This is a genomic window from Fontibacter flavus, assembly GCF_042432905.1.
Lineage (GTDB): Bacteria > Bacteroidota > Bacteroidia > Cytophagales > Cyclobacteriaceae > Fontibacter > Fontibacter flavus.
Genome location: NZ_JBHLWI010000014.1, coordinates 64,405 through 84,633, shown reverse-complemented (window position 1 = coordinate 84,633; position 20,229 = coordinate 64,405). Strand labels below are relative to the sequence as shown.

General features: G+C 40.5%; 17 protein-coding genes and 1 pseudogene. 1 reads left to right on the top strand and 17 read right to left on the bottom strand.

What is annotated here, in order from left to right:
* Window positions 1–140: 140 nt before the first annotated feature.
* The 11 genes from ACFFIP_RS06810 to ACFFIP_RS06760 all read right to left on the bottom strand — a co-directional run bounded on the left by ACFFIP_RS06810 (window position 141) and on the right by ACFFIP_RS06760 (window position 14,702).
* On the bottom strand, window positions 141–1,931 hold the full coding sequence (locus ACFFIP_RS06810) for an ABC transporter ATP-binding protein (RefSeq protein WP_382386831.1): 1,791 nt from the start codon (window positions 1,929–1,931) through the stop codon (window positions 141–143).
* A 144-nt stretch (window positions 1,932–2,075) separates the two neighbouring features.
* The gene (locus ACFFIP_RS06805) at window positions 2,076–2,399 is read right to left on the bottom strand and encodes a DUF6787 family protein (RefSeq protein ID WP_382386830.1); all 324 of its coding nucleotides are present in this window, start codon (window positions 2,397–2,399) and stop codon (window positions 2,076–2,078) included.
* A 553-nt stretch (window positions 2,400–2,952) separates the two neighbouring features.
* Entirely contained in the window at window positions 2,953–4,683 is a 1,731-nt protein-coding gene (locus ACFFIP_RS06800) for a M14 family zinc carboxypeptidase (protein WP_382386829.1), read from the bottom strand.
* Between the two features lie 230 nt (window positions 4,684–4,913).
* Entirely contained in the window at window positions 4,914–5,468 is a 555-nt protein-coding gene (locus tag ACFFIP_RS06795; RefSeq protein WP_382386828.1) for a hypothetical protein, read from the bottom strand.
* A 106-nt stretch (window positions 5,469–5,574) separates the two neighbouring features.
* Window positions 5,575–5,907, bottom strand: coding sequence for a hypothetical protein (locus ACFFIP_RS06790; RefSeq protein WP_382386827.1), 333 nt, complete (start codon window positions 5,905–5,907; stop codon window positions 5,575–5,577).
* A 137-nt stretch (window positions 5,908–6,044) separates the two neighbouring features.
* The gene (locus tag ACFFIP_RS06785; protein ID WP_382386826.1) at window positions 6,045–6,425 is read right to left on the bottom strand and encodes a hypothetical protein; all 381 of its coding nucleotides are present in this window, start codon (window positions 6,423–6,425) and stop codon (window positions 6,045–6,047) included.
* Between the two features lie 133 nt (window positions 6,426–6,558).
* The gene (locus ACFFIP_RS06780) at window positions 6,559–7,176 is read right to left on the bottom strand and encodes an imm11 family protein (protein WP_130274231.1); all 618 of its coding nucleotides are present in this window, start codon (window positions 7,174–7,176) and stop codon (window positions 6,559–6,561) included.
* 31 nt (window positions 7,177–7,207) lie between these two features.
* A complete protein-coding gene (locus ACFFIP_RS06775; protein ID WP_382386824.1) occupies window positions 7,208–8,746 on the bottom strand; it encodes a DUF2380 domain-containing protein in 1,539 nt (512 codons plus the stop codon).
* Between the two features lie 419 nt (window positions 8,747–9,165).
* Window positions 9,166–10,284 carry a Gfo/Idh/MocA family oxidoreductase gene (locus ACFFIP_RS06770; protein WP_382386823.1) on the bottom strand — a complete coding sequence of 373 codons (1,119 nt, stop codon included), beginning with the start codon at window positions 10,282–10,284 and terminating at the stop codon, window positions 9,166–9,168.
* 24 nt (window positions 10,285–10,308) lie between these two features.
* Window positions 10,309–11,184, bottom strand: coding sequence for a sugar phosphate isomerase/epimerase family protein (locus tag ACFFIP_RS06765; protein ID WP_382386822.1), 876 nt, complete (start codon window positions 11,182–11,184; stop codon window positions 10,309–10,311).
* An 11-nt stretch (window positions 11,185–11,195) separates the two neighbouring features.
* Window positions 11,196–14,702 carry a PVC-type heme-binding CxxCH protein gene (locus ACFFIP_RS06760; RefSeq protein ID WP_382386821.1) on the bottom strand — a complete coding sequence of 1,169 codons (3,507 nt, stop codon included), beginning with the start codon at window positions 14,700–14,702 and terminating at the stop codon, window positions 11,196–11,198.
* 151 nt (window positions 14,703–14,853) lie between these two features.
* Here ACFFIP_RS06760 and ACFFIP_RS06755 point away from each other — a divergent pair, with 151 nt between their 5' ends.
* The gene (locus ACFFIP_RS06755; protein WP_382386820.1) at window positions 14,854–15,729 is read left to right on the top strand and encodes an AraC family transcriptional regulator; all 876 of its coding nucleotides are present in this window, start codon (window positions 14,854–14,856) and stop codon (window positions 15,727–15,729) included.
* 518 nt (window positions 15,730–16,247) lie between these two features.
* On the opposite strand, the gene ACFFIP_RS06750 is transcribed toward ACFFIP_RS06755, so the two are convergent.
* The 6 genes and pseudogenes from ACFFIP_RS06750 to ACFFIP_RS06725 all read right to left on the bottom strand — a co-directional run bounded on the left by ACFFIP_RS06750 (window position 16,248) and on the right by ACFFIP_RS06725 (window position 20,161).
* Complete coding sequence (locus ACFFIP_RS06750; protein ID WP_382386819.1) at window positions 16,248–16,751, bottom strand: hypothetical protein; 504 nt, start codon at window positions 16,749–16,751, stop codon at window positions 16,248–16,250.
* Between the two features lie 674 nt (window positions 16,752–17,425).
* Complete coding sequence (locus tag ACFFIP_RS06745; protein ID WP_382386818.1) at window positions 17,426–17,605, bottom strand: hypothetical protein; 180 nt, start codon at window positions 17,603–17,605, stop codon at window positions 17,426–17,428.
* 442 nt (window positions 17,606–18,047) lie between these two features.
* Window positions 18,048–18,560: a M91 family zinc metallopeptidase gene (locus ACFFIP_RS06740; RefSeq protein WP_382386817.1), complete on the bottom strand. Its 513-nt coding sequence runs from the start codon at window positions 18,558–18,560 to the stop codon at window positions 18,048–18,050.
* Window positions 18,496–18,756 (bottom strand): annotated as a pseudogene (locus ACFFIP_RS06735) (RHS repeat-associated core domain-containing protein); the annotation flags it as partial. The pseudogene ACFFIP_RS06735 and the gene ACFFIP_RS06740, both read right to left, overlap by 65 nt.
* A 14-nt stretch (window positions 18,757–18,770) precedes the next feature.
* Window positions 18,771–19,217, bottom strand: a complete 447-nt coding sequence (locus ACFFIP_RS06730) for a hypothetical protein (RefSeq protein ID WP_382386816.1) — start codon at window positions 19,215–19,217, stop codon at window positions 18,771–18,773.
* An 11-nt stretch (window positions 19,218–19,228) separates the two neighbouring features.
* Window positions 19,229–20,161 (bottom strand): RHS repeat-associated core domain-containing protein, encoded by a 933-nt coding sequence (locus ACFFIP_RS06725; protein WP_382386815.1) that lies wholly within the window; start codon window positions 20,159–20,161, stop codon window positions 19,229–19,231.
* Window positions 20,162–20,229 lie beyond the last annotated feature (68 nt).

Here is a 20,229-nt window from a genome sequence, read left to right as displayed (position 1 = left end):
AGTCGACCAGTATTATACGTGTCAAGGAAAAAATCTAATCAAAAATCCCCAATCATGACTTTAGATTTTCAAAATCAAAAAATTGCAGCATAAAAAAGGCTGCCCTTTTCGGACAGCCCCTTTTTATACATGTATGATTATTATTCTACCAGTTGTAATTTCACTAAGTTGGCATAAAATCCATCCTCTTTGATGGTCAGTTCTTCATGTGTTCCTTGTTCCACGATTTCACCTTCTTTTAACACATAAATCCTGTCCACTTTTCTGATTGTCCCCAATCTATGGGCAATGATGATGGTAGTCCTGTTTTTCATCAGTTCATCCAATGCCTCCTGTACCAATGCCTCTGATTCAGAATCCAAAGAAGAAGTAGCCTCATCCAAAATCAAAATGGCAGGATTTTTCAAAATCGCCCTGGCAATGGCTACACGTTGTCTCTGTCCTCCGGATAATTTAACGCCGCGTTCTCCCACTTTTGTGTCCAAACCTTCAGGAAATTTGCTGATAAACTGCCAAGCATTGGCTTTTTTGGCAGCCTCGATGATTTCTTCCTCCGAAGCTTCAGGTTTAGCATAGGCAATGTTTTCCCGGATACTGCCACCAAAAAGCAATACCTCTTGTGGCACAATCCCGATATTGGAGCGTAATTGCTTGAGGTTCCATTCTTGTAGAGGCTTACCATCAACACTCACAGTTCCGTTTTGTACTGGATAGAATTTCAGAAGGAGTTGAATAATCGTGGATTTACCGGCACCGCTATGTCCGGCAAGGGCTACTTTCTCACCTGCTTTGATGTCTAGCTTGATGTTTTTTAGCACTTCTACTTCGGGTCGGGTAGGATAGGTAAAGCGAACCTGATCAAAAAGGATATTGCCATCAACCTTGACTTTTTGGAAGTCTGCAGTGGAAACTTCAGGCGCTTCATCCAGAATTTCCAATACCCTTTCTGATGATCCAATGGCTTTCTGTACCTGACCATAAATGTCTCCAAGACCAGCGATGGAACCTCCGATAAAGGTGGTATACAAGACAAAAGAAACCAGGTCACCAATACTCATGTCTCCTGATGCCACCAAAGTAGCGCCATACCACATTACTGCCACGATTCCCCCAAAGAGGGCGAAAATGATAAAGGAAATAAAGGCTCCTCTAAAACCTGCGGCTTTTAAGGCAACCTTTACGACTTTGTTTAGCCCTTTATTGTATCTGTTGGATTCATAGTCTTCTCCTGCAAAGGACTTGACTGTCATAATCGAATGCAGCGTTTCTTCCACGATCACATTTGCCGCGGCCAGTTCATCTTGGGTTTGTTTGGAGAGTTTGCGGATAAACTTCCCAAAAACCATCGCGATGATGATCAATATCGGGAAGGTGGCCAGCATAAATAAGGTGAGTTTTGGTGTGGTGGCCATCAGGAAAACAACACCCGCAATAAGCGTGATGATTTGTCTGAAAAGTTCTGCCAAGGTAGTCGAGAATGTTTCCTGCAACATGCTGACATCTGCAGTAATTCTACTGATCAGTTCACCGGTTCTTCTTTTGTCAAAAAAGGTCATCGGTAACTGTACCATTCTGCTGTACAGGGAAACCCTTATGTCCCGCATACTGCGTTCCGATACTTTGGCAAATAACCATACCCTAAAAAAAGAAAAGATACTCTGCACCAATAGGATGCCCAATAAAATCAGTGCTATGGCGTTAATATCATTAACCAGCCAGCTTTCCCCTGATGCCGTATCAATCAATTTTCCGGCAACAAATGGAAAGGTCAGCAGGGTAAGACTGGAGAACAATAAAAAAATCAAGCCTGCAAAAAACGTCAGCTTATATGGCAGAACGAACCTAAATACTCCTCCGAGTTTGGATAAATTCTGTTTGTTTAGCTTTCTTTTTTCGTGCTCTTCAAGGGTTTTACCTTTCTTTTTTGCCATGGAAGTATGCTATTCTCTGATAATCAATCTGCAAATTTAAGGAATATGATCGGTTTTGAACCTTATTGCTTGTCTTAACTTTTGGGCTTAAGGGCAAAACAGTTCTCAATAGAGATTGTTATTTGATCAAAGGTGATTTTTAAATTAATCCTTTATCTTTTTTCCGGTGATTTTCCTTATAAACTGTTTTTCTTTTTCCCAGAAGAAACTGAATTGCCCAAAAACAAATCCCCACATCAACAAAATAATCTGGTAAAGCGGTAGTACAAGCAGAAGATAGAGGACCGTTTTCCAAAACCCTCCTCTTTCCATGCTGACACCCAGAAAATCAAAAATTGGTTTTTTGATAAACAGGATGGTGAATCCTGTCAAAGCAAATACGATTAGGACCAAAACAACCTGAAAGAGACTATTGAGATGCCACTTGGCTTGAAGTCTTTGAAGAAAATTTGGTTTTGAATTTGTCATGGATTTTGTTTTCCGTCTCAAAAGTATGGAATTAAACGGGAATAAACCCAAGTTTGAAGAACTGTGGTAGGTTAAGAGCCAAGTCAAAAGTTGGAGCTTTGGTAAGTTGGTGCCCAAGAAGGGCAGATATCTTTTAATTACACAGACCCGCCTGCAGCCGGCAGGGATGCACCGAGAAGTCACCGAGAGCCACAGGGGTTTTTACCACAAATGACAAAGTACCACAAGGAAAAGCTTATAGAAGGAGGGGGCCTTTAGTTGATGGATAGTTTTTGGTTTGTTGCTATCCCTACTCTGATGGGGTATTATTGGGTTAGACTTCCCCTTGTCAATTCGGCCGTAGGGAGAAATCTTTATAGCCTTGAGGTATTAGACCTCTCCTACGTCGAGGTGACAAGGATAGGCTTATTTGAGTAGTTGTTGTTTTGCTGGTGGAAGGCTTCATCTTTAAATTTCTTTAAAAAATATTATCCTCACTCAGATGGGTTGCTATCGACTAAGGCTTCACCTTGTCATTTTGCTACGTCGCGGCGGGGAGAAATCTAGTTCTGTTTTAGTCTATCCTAAAAACAGGATACCGGTTATGTTCCTTTTCTTTCCATGGACTGCGTTCATATACCCACCTGAGTTGTGCTGGACCACTATTCGCCAATTCAGGATTTTGTTGTTTCGCCTCTTCCAATGCTTTTTTGATTTCAGGATTTTGTCTCAGAAAATCTGCGGCCAAGTCTTCAAATACATACGCTGAATACCCTTCTTTGGACTGTAATATGGTATCAAAGAAGTTCCATGCGAAAAAGCTGTCCTCACTTTCAGGTTCCAATACTTCCATGATATACCGGTTGTTTTCTTGGTTCATGGGTATCAGGTAATCACCAGCCCTGAACCTCATCAAGGCCTGAGATTTTTCTACCTTTATTTGGCTGTGGAGGTAGTGGCCTTCAAATGGCCTTTGGGCAGTTTGAAAATCCACGATATGGTATATGCTAACCGGTAACAGGGTATCTGATTTCAATTGCTCCAGGTTTACGCCATTTCTCTGAAGGTTTTCGATGATGTTATGCCAGGCTTGTGGTATTAGGTAAGATTTGGGTTTGGTGATACTCAGACCACTTTTGTAATGGTCAAAGAATTTGACCTCCTTGGTAAAAGGTTGTTCCCTGTCATAGTAAAGTCTTGGATGACCAGAAATTTCAGAAGGTTTCTGTCCTGATTCATAACCTCTGAATTCAATCATTTTAAAGGATTCCCTGTCCAGTGTGTGGTTAAACTCGAATACCCTTTGGTTTTTTCTGGAATTTCGGTCAGCATTGGCAAAAGCCACAATTCTTTCCCCGTCTTTTTCCAATACCTCCATAAAAGTCTCGAAGAGGGCATAGGTGGAGTAGACACGCTGCTCATAGGGCTTGAGCATATGTGTTTCCGGCATAAAACTCAAAGTACTGAACAGGGCTGCATAGCCACTGCTGTACCTGCCATTATCCTTGAACTGTGCCCATCCATCTTCAGGCTTACCTCCCCAGGCATTTACATAAGGAACCATGGGAAAGTCTTTTTCTTTCATTTTCTGATAGAGCAGGGGGTTCATTTCTTTTTCAAGGTACTCTCCCAGCCTTTCGCCCAGCCGGTCATGTTGGGTAGAGATCAAGGTCATCACATGTTGGTAATCCGCCCCATTGCTGACATGGGTATCAATAAACACCTGTGGTTTCAGCCAATTGAAAATCAGTTGGAAGGAGCGGGCATTCTTAGTGTCGGCTTTGATAAAATCCCTGTTGAGGTCAAAGTTTCTGGCATTTCCTCTGAAACCATAAGCTTCCGGACCATTTTGATTTACTCTACTGAAGCTTCCCCTGTTCAAATGCCCTCCTATATTGTAAACGGGAATAATGGCCATTGCCAAGTCATTGGGTACCTGTTGCTTGCTTAAGAGAATATCCCTTAGGAACATCATGGAAGCATCGATCCCATCCGGTTCGCCAGGGTGGATGCCGTTGTTGATGAAAAGGACCAGCCTGCCGGTTTCATGCCATTTTTTAGGATCGAAGTCTTGTTGCCGGTCAAAAAGTACCACATGAAGCGGTAAGCCTGCGTCCGTTGTCCCCATTTCCACGATACGGACTTCTTCAAAATCATTGGACAAAGTCTGGAAATAGGCAATGACATCAGCATATTCAGGTGTTTCTTTGCCCTTGGTTTCTTCAAAAAGTGTAGGATATGCCGTTTGGGCTTTTAGGCAGAAGCTTGTGAAAAAGAATAGTAGATAGCGCAGGATTTTTTTCATGCCCGAATTTGGCGAAAATCATCTATTTAAACCAGAAAAAAACTTTAAGGAATATTGATTTCGAATCACCTTCAACTATATAAATGCTTTGTCCTTAAATCACTTTCAAGTTAATTTTGGCGATGAAAAGTAAAACCCTCCAAGCAAAGGACTGGAGGATTTCATTATGGAATTGAAAAGAAGTAAACTTTATGTGGATGACCATTTATCCTGGTTGTATCCCACTGATCTTAGTGATTTTCAATCAGATCTTTACAGGAACCAGTTGTATAGATTTGAACACCTAGGCCCACTATCTTTTTTTCTTTTTTTGTCCAATAATTACTGTCAATAAGAATCAAAGTTTTGTCAAATAAATCAGCGTGATTTTCAAACCAATAAGTAAAGGGAATATCTTTTTCTTCAAGAATTAATATTGTATTTAGATTAAGCATCCTTTTATCTATCCAATAAATGTCATTTCCCATTGGTGGACCAGGGTGATGAATAAATTTTAACTCAATGCAAGGGTCTTTGAGATTTAAATATTTTTTTTTGAAAATCTTATCAATAAATCTAACATTTTTAAATTCCCACTTTTTAATACTTTTTTCAACTTCTATATGATCAAAAGCAAGAATAATTAACACTGTGTCTTGAGGATTTTCTCGCTTATAATAACTACTATTAAAATCTTCAATATAGTTTTTAGATTTCACTATAACTTGACATATTCCATCTATAGCGAATCCAAAAAAACAAATTATTAAAACAAATATTCGCTTAGTTACAATTTTTTGTTCCATATTTTGCATTATCCATGTGGAAATCTATTTCATCTTTTTGATCGGTAGTTTTATCCTGATAATCCTTTTCATTTTTATATATAACCCCATCATAATCAGGCGCCCCTTAAATAGGGCCATTCGCAGTGATTCTAACTTCAAATGCCTTAAATCGGTGATTTAAAACAAATCGATCTTTAGAAAGATAATCTTCTTGAAAGATCATATAAATCTTCTGTTTCAGCCCAATTTGTTCTAGTTCACTCCATTCCTTAAAGGTCAGTTTTTCAGCAAACAGTACTCTAGCCTTTATCAGATCATTTTGACTGACTTTAATTTCTTCGCGATTACCTTCCGAAGGATAATCTACCCATGGAGGCATATGTGTGACTGTCACTGTATAATTTGGCTCATCAAAGGTTATATAAGCACCTACTGAAATGCCTTTTTTATGTTCCATAAAACTAATTTTTGAGCCCTTTTTATTTGTTTTTGGAATTAAAATATATGTTTTGTTTGAGCCTTCCTGTGATTTAAAAATTATAGGATTTACTAAGAATAATAAATGGGATTAATTAGTATTAGGTTCATATTTAATTATTGTTTTGCAAACAACAAGGATCTATCTTGATTTGTATAATCTTGATAACTAACGGATTGCCTATTCTTTTGAAGATGGAGTAATTTTTCCACCCCCTCTTTTTGGAATTCAATTAGGTTTAATCCTTGAATTGTAATCAACATTTGATCAACCCCCTCAACAACTTCCTCCATGACAAGATCAGTTCCGATCCAGGCAGGTGGTGATTCTGTGTTGATACCATACTTGGAAGCAAATAAGGGATTTTCAAGCCAAATGGTGTCTTTCTTTACAATTTCTGGAATCATGACTTCATCTGTTTTTCTTTCTGCTTCACGGCAGTGAGAAAGCAATAAAATGATGTACATGAAAGCACACCTGTTAATTATTAAAGTCATGTTTCATAGTTCCTTTTTTCTTCGTCAAAAATCGTCATGGATAAAATCAATATCTTTGTCAAAACCCTTATTTCTATCAATTAACATTATTCCAGTTTAATTCTTATTGTTTGTATATGATAATTTGGTTTTTTTAATTTTTTAATATCGCATTTACCCCAATTTCTATTTCAGCCAAATTCTGGAACACCAGGTTCTTCATTTGGCGTTCGGTTAAGATATCTTTGGCTTTTTGAGTAACTATAATTCCCCAATGTTTCTCTGGAAGGAAAAAGTCGCTACCATCCCAATTTTCCATTCCAGGGTGTAACCCTTTATAGTATTTACTTAGTGGTCCATTAGGCACTAATCTTTTTTCTATAATTTCACTTTTTTTATAATTTATTGAACCGCTTCTTCCCACAATGGAAAAACCATGATACACTTCCTGAATCTTTTCCCCTTTGTTATCAACAATTTCAACTGGAAAACTTTTCCAACCTGTGAGATTGTTTTCTTCCAAAAGTTTCTTCATCCGATCTGAAATCAAATATAAAATTCCCCAACCAGTACCTATTAAATCACAATGATTTTTGCCGGAGACATGTTTAAAAACAATTGGAAATGTGAATGATTCGTACTGTCCTTCTAATAATTTCATCGCATCAGTTTTGCCCTTATCATCAATTTCAGCAGTTAAGCTTATGGAATTAACTGTAAATGAATTACTTGAAAATTTACTTCCTAAATAATAAAGCATATTAATATTCATAATCTTTTAGCCAATTTCTTAAATAATTTTTCTAAAACAAGATTGCAATACCATATTTAGCCATCTCAGTTCTAGCAAATTGGAGTACTTGATTTGTTGTTGCGGTAGGATTACTATTAATAAAAATCCTCCATGCTTGGTTATAAGCAAATGCATTTGCTTGATGAGAAGCAGTTGGCCACCAAGCACCATAAGCAGGACTATGAATATTAATTCCTTTAGAAGTGAAGAAATTAGCAAATTCAGAAGTTTGTGGGAATACGTGGTGTGCCTGGGCGCTTGAGGGATTCATCCCTGTTTTGAGCGTTAAGTTAGCTCTAAAGTTACTAGAAGTAAATGACTTGTAAACAATATTTTCTCCTTGTGTTGCATACCTAGAAAAAAGCTGAAATGTCCTATTTCTAGCTAATGTGGACATATTTGGGTTTGCTAAAGCAAATGTTAATATTGTGCCCACATTCTCAGGGCTAAAAATCGCCATAAAAAAAAGACCCCGCTGCCTAAGGTAAAAATCATTTACTAACTTATTAATCTCTGTAAGGTCTCCCATATTAAGACCTGAGGTATTTAAGAGTTCATCTATTATAGTGACAAATTCACGTCCTCCATGGGTCTTGAGATAGTCTAGTTGTGCTTGCCTTTTTTGGTCAGGATTGTTTAAACTTTCAATATATTCTTCAATAGTTAAAGGAAAAGGAATACAATCCGACCCAAAATGATTGGTATTGTCACAATATGTGGTGCCAGTACTCCCTCCACCACTTGGACTGGTCCCGTTACCTCCTCCGCCAGTATATCCACCACCAAGATAATCAGGCGATACTACAGGGGCTGATGGCCAGCTACCAGTTCCTGTCCCTCCCCCAAAAGGATCTGGATTGTGACAAGTAGTTACATAAATTGAATGTGAGGACCCAATACCCATATGGATTCCATAAGTGTAGGGAAATTCTACCCAGTAGCCTGTGCATGTCATTAAAGCATTATGGGTTTGAATGCGTTTGGAAAGATCTTCTGTTTGATAAATATGGTAAGAAGTCAATCTTCCTTCCTCTACTTCAAAACTTCGCAGATGCTGCTCTGCATAGGTGAAAATATCAATTCTCCCTGACCATTCTTTAGGGATTCTATGGTACGTCATCCCTTTGGACTTCTGCCCATAACTGAAATACCTTGCTACCAAAACTGTATACCCCTTCTCTGAGTCGGGATGTTCGACAAACATTAAGGTTTCTTCAACCAAATCAGAACCAGAAGTTCCATATTTTTCAAAAAATTCTTTTGGAACCAATCCACTCAATTTACTTATATGGATTTCATAAACTTTTCTTTCATCTGAAAAATGGTATTCACTGAAATTTGACCAATCAGGCTCCTTTTCAAAGAAAGGCAAAATCAGGTCCTTGCCAGCTGTCCTGAGATTGATACCAGAGTCATCTTTTCTTAATTCCTCTTTGTGTGTTTCAAACCAGTTCCTGACTAATGAAAGGTCATCATTTGGCTGGGTAAGTTTTGATTCAATCTTATCTGCATCCTCAAGACAAGAGATAAAGAGAAGAGGAACCAGCAAAAAAACAGAAATTAAAGAAAGGCATTGATAGATTTTAGTACCTAATTGGGGAAAATGGGGGGGGTAAATTTAGGTTGTTGCATATTAAAATAGTTTGTTGATAAAAGAATTAGGTTGAAGTTAAATAGCTTAGTTTAAAAAGTCAAGTTTTAAACAAATAAAAATTATTTGAGTTTACAGAGCGCCCAGCTAGAAAGATTCATCCATCATCAACCGAAGTTTAGGGTAAATTCGAAAGAGGTTTATTAAAGATAGAATCAAAGAAATCATGGCTATTTTTTTATCCTTTACCCTTTCATTTTTTTAGGGTCTTGTCTGAAGTCAAAAAAATCTGCACTGATTGGATTTTGCCTAAATACTTGTGCTGGAATATGAAAAAGCCCTCCAAGGGTTTCAAACCCTTGGAGGGTTGAAGAAGATCAGGACTTCTTCAAAGTAAACTCCGGCAGGTGCATGATCTTGCCTCCTGCCATGGCTGACTCATGGGCCAAAATACCCACACAGGTGATATTGGCTGATTGTCTGGCATCAGGATAGGGCGCCCTGCCTTCATGCAAAGCACTCAAAAACTCATGCACCAAATGTGGATGGGAGCCCCCATGTCCGGCACCTTGAATGAATGATAAATGCTGGTTATCATCTGAATCATACACTCCTGCAGTGGTAAAAGATGCAATTTCCTCTGGTAATAGATGGGCATAATCAGGCACTTTAACCTTTTCAGGAACCTCACCGGTATGGATGACGCTGTCTTCATGCTCGATCAGGGTCCATTCAAAAGATTTTTTGGAACCATAGACATCAAAGCTTTCCCTATACTGTCTTGCAGTATTGAAGAGGGAGCGGGTCACCTCTGCTGACAGGTCAGAATCCTTGAATTTGATGTGACAGGTTTCGATCGCAAATGGAGAACCATATTTTGGAATCAGGTTTTCATCAATCCTGCCCGAACCAAAACAGGAAACATATTCTGCCTGTGCATTAGGCAGAGCCAACACAGGACCCACACAGTGGGTAGCATAATGCATAGGAGGTAAACCTTCCCAATAGCCCGGCCAACCGGCCATCTCCTGCTGGTGACTGGCTCTGAGAAACTGAATCCTGCCCATTTCGCCTTTTTCATACATTTCCTTTACAAAAAGAAATTCACGGGAATAAATGACCGTCTCCATCATCATATACGTCAAACCTGTCTCTTCACAGGCCTCTACAATCTGACGGCATTCTTCCACAGTAGTAGCCATAGGCACGGTACAGGCCACATGTTTTCCGGCCCTTAATGCTTTGAGGGATTGCTCGGCATGTGCCTGAATAGGCGTGTTGATATGCACGGCATCAATATTGGGGTCTTTCAGTAATTCATCATAATCTGTATACCGAACATCTACACCAAAGGCATCCCCGATTTCGTTCAGCTTTTCTTCATTTCTTTGGCAAATGGCATACATATTGGCCAAAGGGTGTTTTTGGTAAATTGGGATAAATTCTGCCCCGAAACCGAGGCCTATAATGGCGATATTGATTTTCTTTTGGCTCATATATCTTGGATTTTATTAAATATTTTAATGTGTAAAAAACCTGTCTCTGGCCCAGTCCTTCAAAAAAGCCAGGCCCTGTTCTGCGAAATGGTCCTGACTTGGGGCAAGTGGTTTCCAGATGCAGACAGCACCTGCGAGTTCCTGAACATTGGGCGTAAAACTTTCTATGGAAATACAGCCTTTGTATCCCACAGCTTCCAGTCCTTTTTTGAAACTGTCCCAATGGGTCTGACCTGTGCCGGGAATGCCCCGGTGGTTTTCGGAAACCTGCACATGGATAAGTTTGTCTCCTGCCAACAACACAGCTTCCTCCAAACTCCTTTCTTCAATACTCAAATGAAAACCATCCAATAAGACTTTAGCCCTTGGATGATTGATGTCAGCAATGAGCTGCATCAACTCCCTGGTATTGTTGATCAGATCTGTTTCAAACCGGTTGAGGGATTCCAAGGCAATCTCCTGTCCCCATTCAGCAGCCATCTGACATACTTTTTGGAGATTGTTGACAGCCCTTTCCCATTCCACCTTTTTTTGTTCCTCACTGACCAGTCTGGCTTTTCCCACGGCAGAATACATGGGTCCTGCAACAAACTTAGCCCCTAGTTCTGCTGAAATCCGGAAACATTCTGCCAGATAGTCCAAACAGTTGTAGTGGAAATTCGGATCATCATGAGTCAGGTCCCGGCTAGGTCCAAATGCGCCACAGATAAGTGGTTTCAATCCATGATCGGATAAGGCCTGACTGACCAATTTTGTATCTACCAGCTTTGGGTCTTCCACAGGTATTTCCACCGCATCAAAGCCCAATGCTTTGATTTTGGGGAATAAGGCAATGGTATCCGAGTTGAAAGGTGAAGTCCAAAGCCATGTACTGACCCCGAAGGTAACTTGAAGTGCCATAGGTGTCTTGTTTATTCTACAATCATTTTTCCGTTCATAATCCTCCAATGTCCCGGAACTGTACAGACAAAAGGATATTCTCCGGGTTTGGTCGGCGCCATGAACATTAAGGTTTCAAGATTGTCCGGATCTACCAGCTTAGAGGCTATGATGATTTCAGGCATGTCCGGGATGTAGTTTTTCTCTATTCCTTTAGGATCTCTTGCCATTTCATCCGCAGCCTTGCCAACTTTTTCCAATGACCCGATTTGGGCTATTAGGAGGTTGTGCTGCATGAAGTCTTTGTTTTCAAAATCAATGATCACAGCTTGTCCCGCTTTGACCTTGAAGCTGGCAATGTCGTATTTCATTTCATGAGGAATGACGCCTATCTTGACGACTGTGGCATTATCTCTTGAGATGTTTGTCTTTTCTTTACCAATGACAGCAGCCATCAAATTGCTCATGTCAAAATCCGGGTTTTTGAAACTGATATAGCTGTCTCTTCCCATCCGTCCTCTTAGCCAGGACCATGCTACATAATCTCCAACCTGATTTTCTCCTCCCCAGTCATTGCCTACGCGCACATTCCCAGGACTGAGACTTTCTGTAAACAAGCCTGGGGTTTTTACTTTCCCGATCAGCTGATTGTCGATGTAAAGTTGCATCTCTCCGCTTTCAAGCAGGTTGGCATATACTGAGAAGAGATTGTTCGGCACTCCACCTTTTGGAGTGGAAATTTTATAGGCCTTTCCGTCTCTTTTGACCACCCAGTTGAGAACATCGTCCAAGACATAGAGGGAATAACCATTGCTTTTATTGCCTTGTGCTACGATCACTCCAATTAGTCCCTCATTTCCTTTGGCCAATTCTGTTCTGATATGGATTTCTTTTCCTTTGGCATCAGGCGGGAAAGCAATTGGGGCCCTACGATCCAGGTTATATTCTTCTTCCACCAGACTTTTTGCAATACGGTCGCTCAGGCTCAGCACACTATCTGCTTTATCTTTTGGATAGAGGTTAGATAGATTGCTTTCAAAGTAGTTGGGATGGTTCAATACTCCCGCGAAAATGATCTGTGCCAGGTAGGTGTCCTTGCCATTGGCTTCATCCAAGCTGGCCTGATATAAGAAATCAGCAATTTCTGGATTTGCAGGTGCCATCGCTATAGACTGGAAGGCTGATTTTCTCACATTCAGATCCGGATCCTGATGTAGTTTGGCTGCAGTGATGAGCTTGAAAGTTTCCATACTTCTTGGCAGGACCTCAATGGCATTCTTTCTGACGCCTGGAGATGGATGGTTCAATGCCTTAGTGACTATCTGAGTACTGTTTTTATCAGATCCATCCAAAAGACCTAATCCATGTAAGGTCCAAAGGGCATGGATGGCAGGGGTATTCAAGCCCAACTCATCAGTTTTTCTGTCATTGATCAGTTGGTGCAGCTCTTTTACGATGCCAGTGTTTTTATTCTCTACGATCAGTCGCTGTGCCGTCAATCTCCAGAACATGTTGTCGGATTTCAGTCCAGCAATCAGGTCTTTGTTATTGGAAGGATCGATGGACATGGTTTTGTAATTGTCATTGCCCTTATAGACCAAGCGGTAAATCCTGCCGTGTTTGGCATCACGCAAAGGATTGATATAGGCATTTCCTGCCCCGTTCTCAAAACCTTTTGGAGTTGGGTTATGCTGTATGATGAAGTTGTACCAATCTGCAATCCAAAGAGCACCGTCCGGTCCTACTTCTGCATGTACAGGGGAAAACCATTCGTCTGAACTTGCCAGGATATTGAATCCGTTTTTCTCTTTGAAGCCAGAACCGTCTTTTTCGATGATGGCATTGTGCAGCACACGTCCTGTTGGTTCTGCCACAAAGGCGATTCTGTTCCAGTATTTTTTAGGGAAATTTCTTGCTGTATAGAAATTATGCCCGGCAGCAGCAGTGTAACCTCCATGATAATCCACCTGCCTCAATGCCGGTGTCAAGTGGGGCATATCATAGTGGCTGTCGATTCCAAAGACAGTATTGTTCATGCCTCCGCTGATAGGTCTTCTGACAAAATCATTGGTCATGGCCAGGTAAGCGCTGTGCTGCCCATTGGCGGTGGAGATAAACACGTTGAAATCTTCTGAGAAACCTAAGCCCCAGGTATTGTTACTTGTCGAACCCAGGTATTCAAGTTCAGTGGCATCAGGCGTGAAGCGATAAATTCCCTGGGAAAAGTTAAACTCTTTACCGCCAACTTCTCCATTGAACCCTGCATAACCCAGTACGCCCCATATTTTATTGTCAAAGCCGTATTTAAGGTTGGATGGACCGGCATGGGTGTCGCTTTTGCCCCATCCTGTCATGACTACCTCTCTGACATCTGCTTTTCCGTCCCCATTGGTATCTTTCAAGAAAATAAAATCAGGTGCCATGGAAATGAGGATACCCCCATTGACCGCCATGATACTGGTAGGGATATTCAGGCCTTCTGCAAAAACAGTGATCTTGTCGGCCTTGCCATCACCATCGGTGTCTTCCAATATTTTGATTCTGTCATTTCCGCCTTCCTGTCTCACTTCATTGGGATAATCTTCTGTTTCTATGACATAAAGCCTTCCTTTTTCATCCCAGGCCATGGCCATAGGGTTGACGATGTCCGGTTCAGAGGCAAAAAGCTGTAATTCAAAACCCACCGGTACCTGTACCAATTTCATGGATTCTTCAGGACTCAAAGGAAACTGATAGAGTGGAGCAGGATCCCTGTTTTCGTAATTTGGAATATCCGCTACTTCAAATCTTGGTTGGGGGATTTCAAAAGCGGCCACTTGGGCGGCTACTTGATCACCTATGGCCCAAAGTACGCCATTGGCTACCAGTGTATGGAATTCCGGTTTGGACCAAGTTCTTTCATCATGTCCGTAGGCGGTGTAAAAAACCCTGCCTTTACCCTGATCTCTGATCCAGGTCCAAGGTTCACGGTGACCGTTTTCCTCTCTTTCCATCAGTACTGTCATATCAGGATTGATTGCAGTATGCAGGTAGGTTTCATCCCAGGTTTCGAAAATTTCCACCCCCTTCATAATAGGATGCTCAGGTGCAATGATGTCCACAGTGAATTCGCCAGTGCCGTGGGATTTGAACTGTCCGCCGACAGCGGCAACATACCAATCAGAGTTTCTGAAACAGTAAGAAGCCGAATGGAGCGGGATAAAACCTTTCCCGCTTTCCACATATTTCTTCAAAGCCGCTTCCTGTGCAGGTGTGATTTCATCATGATTGGCATAAATCATGATCCCATCATACATGTTCAGCGTTTCTTCATTCAAATCATTGGGATCCGAAGTATAAGTCAGGTTGATGCCTTTGTTGAAAAGTGGTCTTGCCAGGTAGGGCATGAGTTTTTCAGAATCATGGTGCTTGCTATCGTGTCCCAGGAAGAGGATTTCGGCTCTTCGCGGCCCATCATGCAAGGGATTGAAGCTGCTTTTGTCTTGGCAGGAGATCATTAAGGCCAAGATCAGGTAGGTGAAAATCCGACTTATTTTCATGAAGCGTGTATTTTGGGTAATGTTCAGTTTTTTTGGAAATTAAATTTTGTAAAAATCCAATTCTACTTCTCACTGTTTTTTGTCCAATGATGACTGTTTATTGATCATTTTATTTATTTTGGATAAAAATTTCGGCATTATTTAGGAAGTTATGAAGCTGGCATTAGAAAAATCGAGGATTCCTGCCAATAAGGCTTTCGTGGTCAGAGAACTGATTGCTCCTTATTTTGATAATCACTGGCACTTTCATCAAGAATACCAGTTGTTCTTAGTGCTGGAGGGAAAAGGAACAAGGTTCATTGGGGATCAAATGAAACCTTTTCGGGAGTATGATATGGTATTTACAGGGCCCAACCTTCCCCATCTGTGGAGGAATGATGCTGCCTATTTTGATAAGGAAAGTGAATTAATGACCCATGGCATTGTGGTATATTTTGGCGAAGATTTGTTGGGTTCGGCTGTCCATGAAAAAGAGGAGCTGGAGCTGATCAGAACGCTTTTTCAGAAGTCATTGAGAGGATTGGAAATCACCGGGCAGACTAACCTGATTTTGAGATCAAAATTGAAAGAATTGGTCAATAAGACTGGCTTTGACAGTTTTCTGTTGCTTCTTGAAATCTTGAGAATCATAGCTGCTTCCGCTGATTGTTCGCCGATTACCCAGGCAGGGTATATCAATAATAATAAGGAGTCGGAGAAAGACCGGATGCGGAAGGTATATGAATATGTCACGGAAAATTTCCAGAAAAAAATTCAGTTGCAGGAGGTGGCCAGCCTGGCCAATATGACTGAAAGCGCCTTTAGCCGGTACTTTAAATCCAGGATGAACAAGCCATTTTCCGAATTTCTTTCCGATGTGAGGATCAGCCATGCTTGTAAGCTACTGCATGATGCGGATATCAATGTCAGTCAGGTTTGCTATGAAAGCGGTTTCAATACCTTGTCCAATTTCAACAAGCAGTTTAAAGAAAGGATGGGGGTAAGTCCTTTGGTGTACAGAAGGGATTATCAGCGGACTTTGGAGTAAGGTTTGGAAAGGATGGTTGTCCAAAGTGGGTTTTCGGAAGGGGGATGCCGGAGATTTTTTACTTTTCTCAGAATTTTTAATTTCAAGAAGGGATAAAGGGGATTTTTAATCCGCAAGGGAAGTGGAGAACAAGGGATTAAAAATTCCAAACAGACAAGTTTGATTTTGTTTACAACATAGGAGGTACATAGGAGTTCACATAGTCTGCTTCACGGAATTTAAGAGGAAGGGTGGATAATATTTGATCTTTTTCTATCGAAAGGTTGTGCCTCAGTCACAATGTATCCTTGGTCAATTCCATGGGGATTACCATCGGTAGAAAAATAAGCGTTTCAGATCAATCCAATAATCGCAAAGGGATTGCCTTTTTGTATTCCCTGTTCCATGAAAATTATAATTTCAGAAGCTATAAAGGGGGGTAATCCCTTAGCTTCCTATCTATATTAAAATCAGTATTTTAAATACTGTGTATCACGGTTCGGGATTACAAATCCCGAACAGCGGAGATAGCCTTGGTTTTATTCGACCACTCTTGTATAGCCCACTGGCGTAGGTGGGGCACAGTTTGCCATTTCTCTTGGGATCCGAACATCATTACAACCCAAGAATGTGAGCACCAAAAGATTATTGTTTTCTTCTAAAGAAAACTCAGCAATTTCATTAGGGATTATCCATTCGAGCTGTTCTTTAAGCAAATTTGTCTGATTTGGTGGGTTTGAATTATCCTCAGCATAAAAACTTCTGATATCAGATATTACCAATCTTCCCTCTCTTTTGGAATATTTTCCTTTCGAATAACCTAAATATCCAGGCTGAAGTCCTTCTGTCTGAATGGTCCGAACAGAAAAACTTTCATATGTACCATTGTTTTGGAAAACGAAGCTAACCGTGTAGGTGTCTTCCTCAATAGTAAAGTCCCTTTCCCATTTTCCCACTAATTCTTTTGGGATGATGACTTCCTCTGATTCTACGCATGAGAAAGAAAAGAGGAGTAAAATGGAATAAAGTAAAGCTTTTTTCATGGTAAAAATGGGTTTAGTTTGGTAATATGTCCATTAACGTATAATTCCATCTAAATTAACCTTAATTGGCATCAAAACATAGAATATAATTTAACCCGACTTAGTAGATATTTAACATTATCTCTTTGTCACTTTTTGTTCCCGCAATTCTGCGGGACAGGCTTTGACACAAAAAGTAACCAAAAAAGTCAAGACGGACAGCCGCACACCCTGGCCCCCAAAGCTCCCGCTTTGAGTCCTTATCAGCCCGCAAGGCCGGAGCCGGCCCGGTCCGTCGTCACTCCCGCCCTGCCTACTTAGTCGATTCAGGTTTCAATGTTATGAGATTCTTTTAATACTCACCACCGCTTATCTAAAGTTAGCTACTTAACGTTACTTTGAAAATGTCTTCGAATTTGTGTTGTGAGTTTTAGATTAAGATCTCCTTGTCAAGAGATAAAAATAAGAAAACCCAGGGTAGTTTTTGACTTTTTTCAAGGATAAGTTTAGTTCTTTAAAAAATACAATGGTTTCTTGGATTTTGTCGTTTCATTGGAGTATCTACGGGGAGTGTATACCGTATCCATAGGGGAGCTATAGGGTAAGTATGGCTTAAACAGAGGGTTTTTAGGGCGAACAATTGAATTTTTTGGAAATAAATATAATAAAACAAAGTTTTGTTCATTAGAGAATTCTTATCCAATGGATAAAGAGGTTTCTTGGGAAAAGCAATAAGCTGTTAATCCTGAATGAATATTGATGATTGACCCATGCCGTGTATGGTCGATTTTACTGTACGGCATTTCCAGATCCTTGATCTGATAAGCATCTCCCATCATTGAAAATAACTCCAAAAAATCAAATTGCAAATTCATTGTGATAGTAAGGCAGGGCAATGCGTATAAAAATTATCTTCTGGATGGTTTTAGCATTGAGCCAGATTGCAGGGTTGGCAAACTACGCTTAGCGCCTGGGTCATTCTTCACCCAGATGGGGGAGCCGGCCCGGCGGATTGTCTTCCCCCGCTGCCCCCAGTAAACAGGTATTGGAAATTACGCTGTTAGGCTTTCATTTCAGAAAATGCACAGGAATGTACTAAAGTGATTTTTTGCTTCCCCCCTATGCATAGTCTCTTATCCGCACCTCTGAAGTTCAGGTGAACGCTGGGTGAAGTTTGCCCTCCCTACAAGCCGGCCCAAGGCTAAAATCATTCAAAGAATGATTTCTTCACCCCTTGTCCTATCCTAATATTCTTACCAATTTTTAATTGGCCAATTTATCCATATTCCAAAATTACAGAATTCTGTTCCTCTTGAATTACATCCCGACAGCTGTTATGGGGTCATTGTGATAATAAGGCAGGTGGTTCTCAATATGTACAGCATTAAACTCGTCATTAGTAACTCGACTCAAGTTTGGATCTGCATGTCCAGGTGCAAAGAATAAAAAATCCTTCCGTCCCTGCTCTGCCATAGAGGCATGTCCCAATTCATGTGTTAGACCAATAAAGCTTGGCCTTGCTGTATTTCCCAGTTGATTAGGACCGGAATTACTAGTCCCTGGTTTCCAAAAAATATCACCTCCTGATCCTGCCATGGCGGCCATACTTGGTGCCTGTAAAGCTAAGCCTGCCCTTGCAACACTTGAAGGTTCAAATCTGTTTCTGCCTTTTTGAATCGTATAATTAAAATCGGAACCCTCTAATTGGCGTAGCAATCCTTGACCAGAAGTGACAGCATTGCTATCATCAAGCGCACCTTTGACTTTACCTAAATAGCCATTTACCTTTTCCTGCGTAAGCTGTTCCGTCTTTGTTGTAAAGGTTCCCATTTTCGTAAAGAAGGGTTTGTTTTTCTCCCAATCCCAGAAACCCAGTTCTATCAGTTACCCAAAGGCTATCACCATTACCATCAATGTAATAAATCGGATTATTTTCTGCATAGTGATAAGGTGTAAGAGATGTGTATTTCTCTGCGAACCTGTCCGTCCGGTTAAAAAGACCTGTTGCTGGGTCATACATTCGTTGACCATAGTCATAATTTACTCAAACCACTTCCTTATTTTCCCTTCAAGGGATTCTTTTCGCGGCTCGTTGGATATTTGTCCTACATTTTCTTTAAATATTTTTTTACGGTTGAATTGGGCTTCGGTAACTGCAAAAAAGACAGAGAGAATAAGATAAGCAACGATTAAGAATCCTCCTTTTTTATCTTTTTGGAAGCCATAATTTAAAAACTTCCTTTCTCTGACAAAAAAATAATGATTAATCCATCCAAATATTAGCATAATAAGTATCGTAATATATTTATTCTCAAGCGTGGGTACTAAATCAAAATAATCTAACACACCGTAAAATGAAAATACATTAATACTTAAAGTTGTTGTACTTACAGCAGTTGCACTAAAAAGAGCTTGTGAATCAGTTTCTTTATTCTTGTCTTTATACAGCCTGTATATCCTGAATAAGAAATAATAATATACTTTCATCTGTTAAAATATTAACGCCCTACAGGTTTTTCAAACAACGTGTTACCTGTTGAATATTCATATAAGAATTTCCCTCCAAAATACATCAAACTGACTGGTGCTCCCCAACCGGTAAACCCAATACCTCCCATAATTAAATCAATCGAAGCTTCAGTGCCTGAAATTTGACCAGTTCTGTATTGGATATAAGTAACACCCATTCCTAAACCACCGACAACCTTTCCTGCAACTGCATATTTAGAAGCCGCATTGGCAGCCGCTCCTTGGCTGTTTCTTAAACCCTGTACGCCTCTAACATATTTTCCGTTATCTCTCTGTTTTAAGAGGCCTGTAGTCCTAATATTGCCTTTTGCATCAACCCAATATTTGCTGTTGTTTATACTTTTTTCTAATCCATAATAAGCTACTCCTCCTGCTGTTAATGCATTACCAGCACGATTCCAGTTAAAAGAGTAATCATTATTTCCCCCATCCATATCCCCAAATCCACCTGCACCAAATAAAGCCGGGCTTCCGAAATTTCCTGTGGAAGTGATATTCTTGGTACTGCCGTCTGCGTATTCCACATACCTGTGAATGCTACTTGTTCTTTCTCCTTGGGCATTTACACTGTAATTCATTCCAAGGAATACAGCACCTTTACCCTCTGAATACATCCCACTAAAAGAACTCCTAGAAACCGTTGAATTTCTGGAATCATAAGTTCCATACCCATCAGTCCATTCAAACATCCCATTCGGATCGATAAACTTCACAGGATTGTTGAAACCATAGCGGTAAGGTGTCCAATCTGGTGCTGCCTCCGCCAATGGATCCACCACAAACCACCTTCCAATAGCAGCATCGTATAATCTAGCCCCGTAGTCAAACAAGTTGATGCCGAGGTGGTCATTGAAGCCTGCCCTGCATCCTGGCTCTTCGCTAAAATGATCCAAAGAGATCATTTCTTAACGCTCAGCCCTCATTGTAGAGGTACTTATTCACTGGCTTTCCCTGCATACTGGCCCCTCCC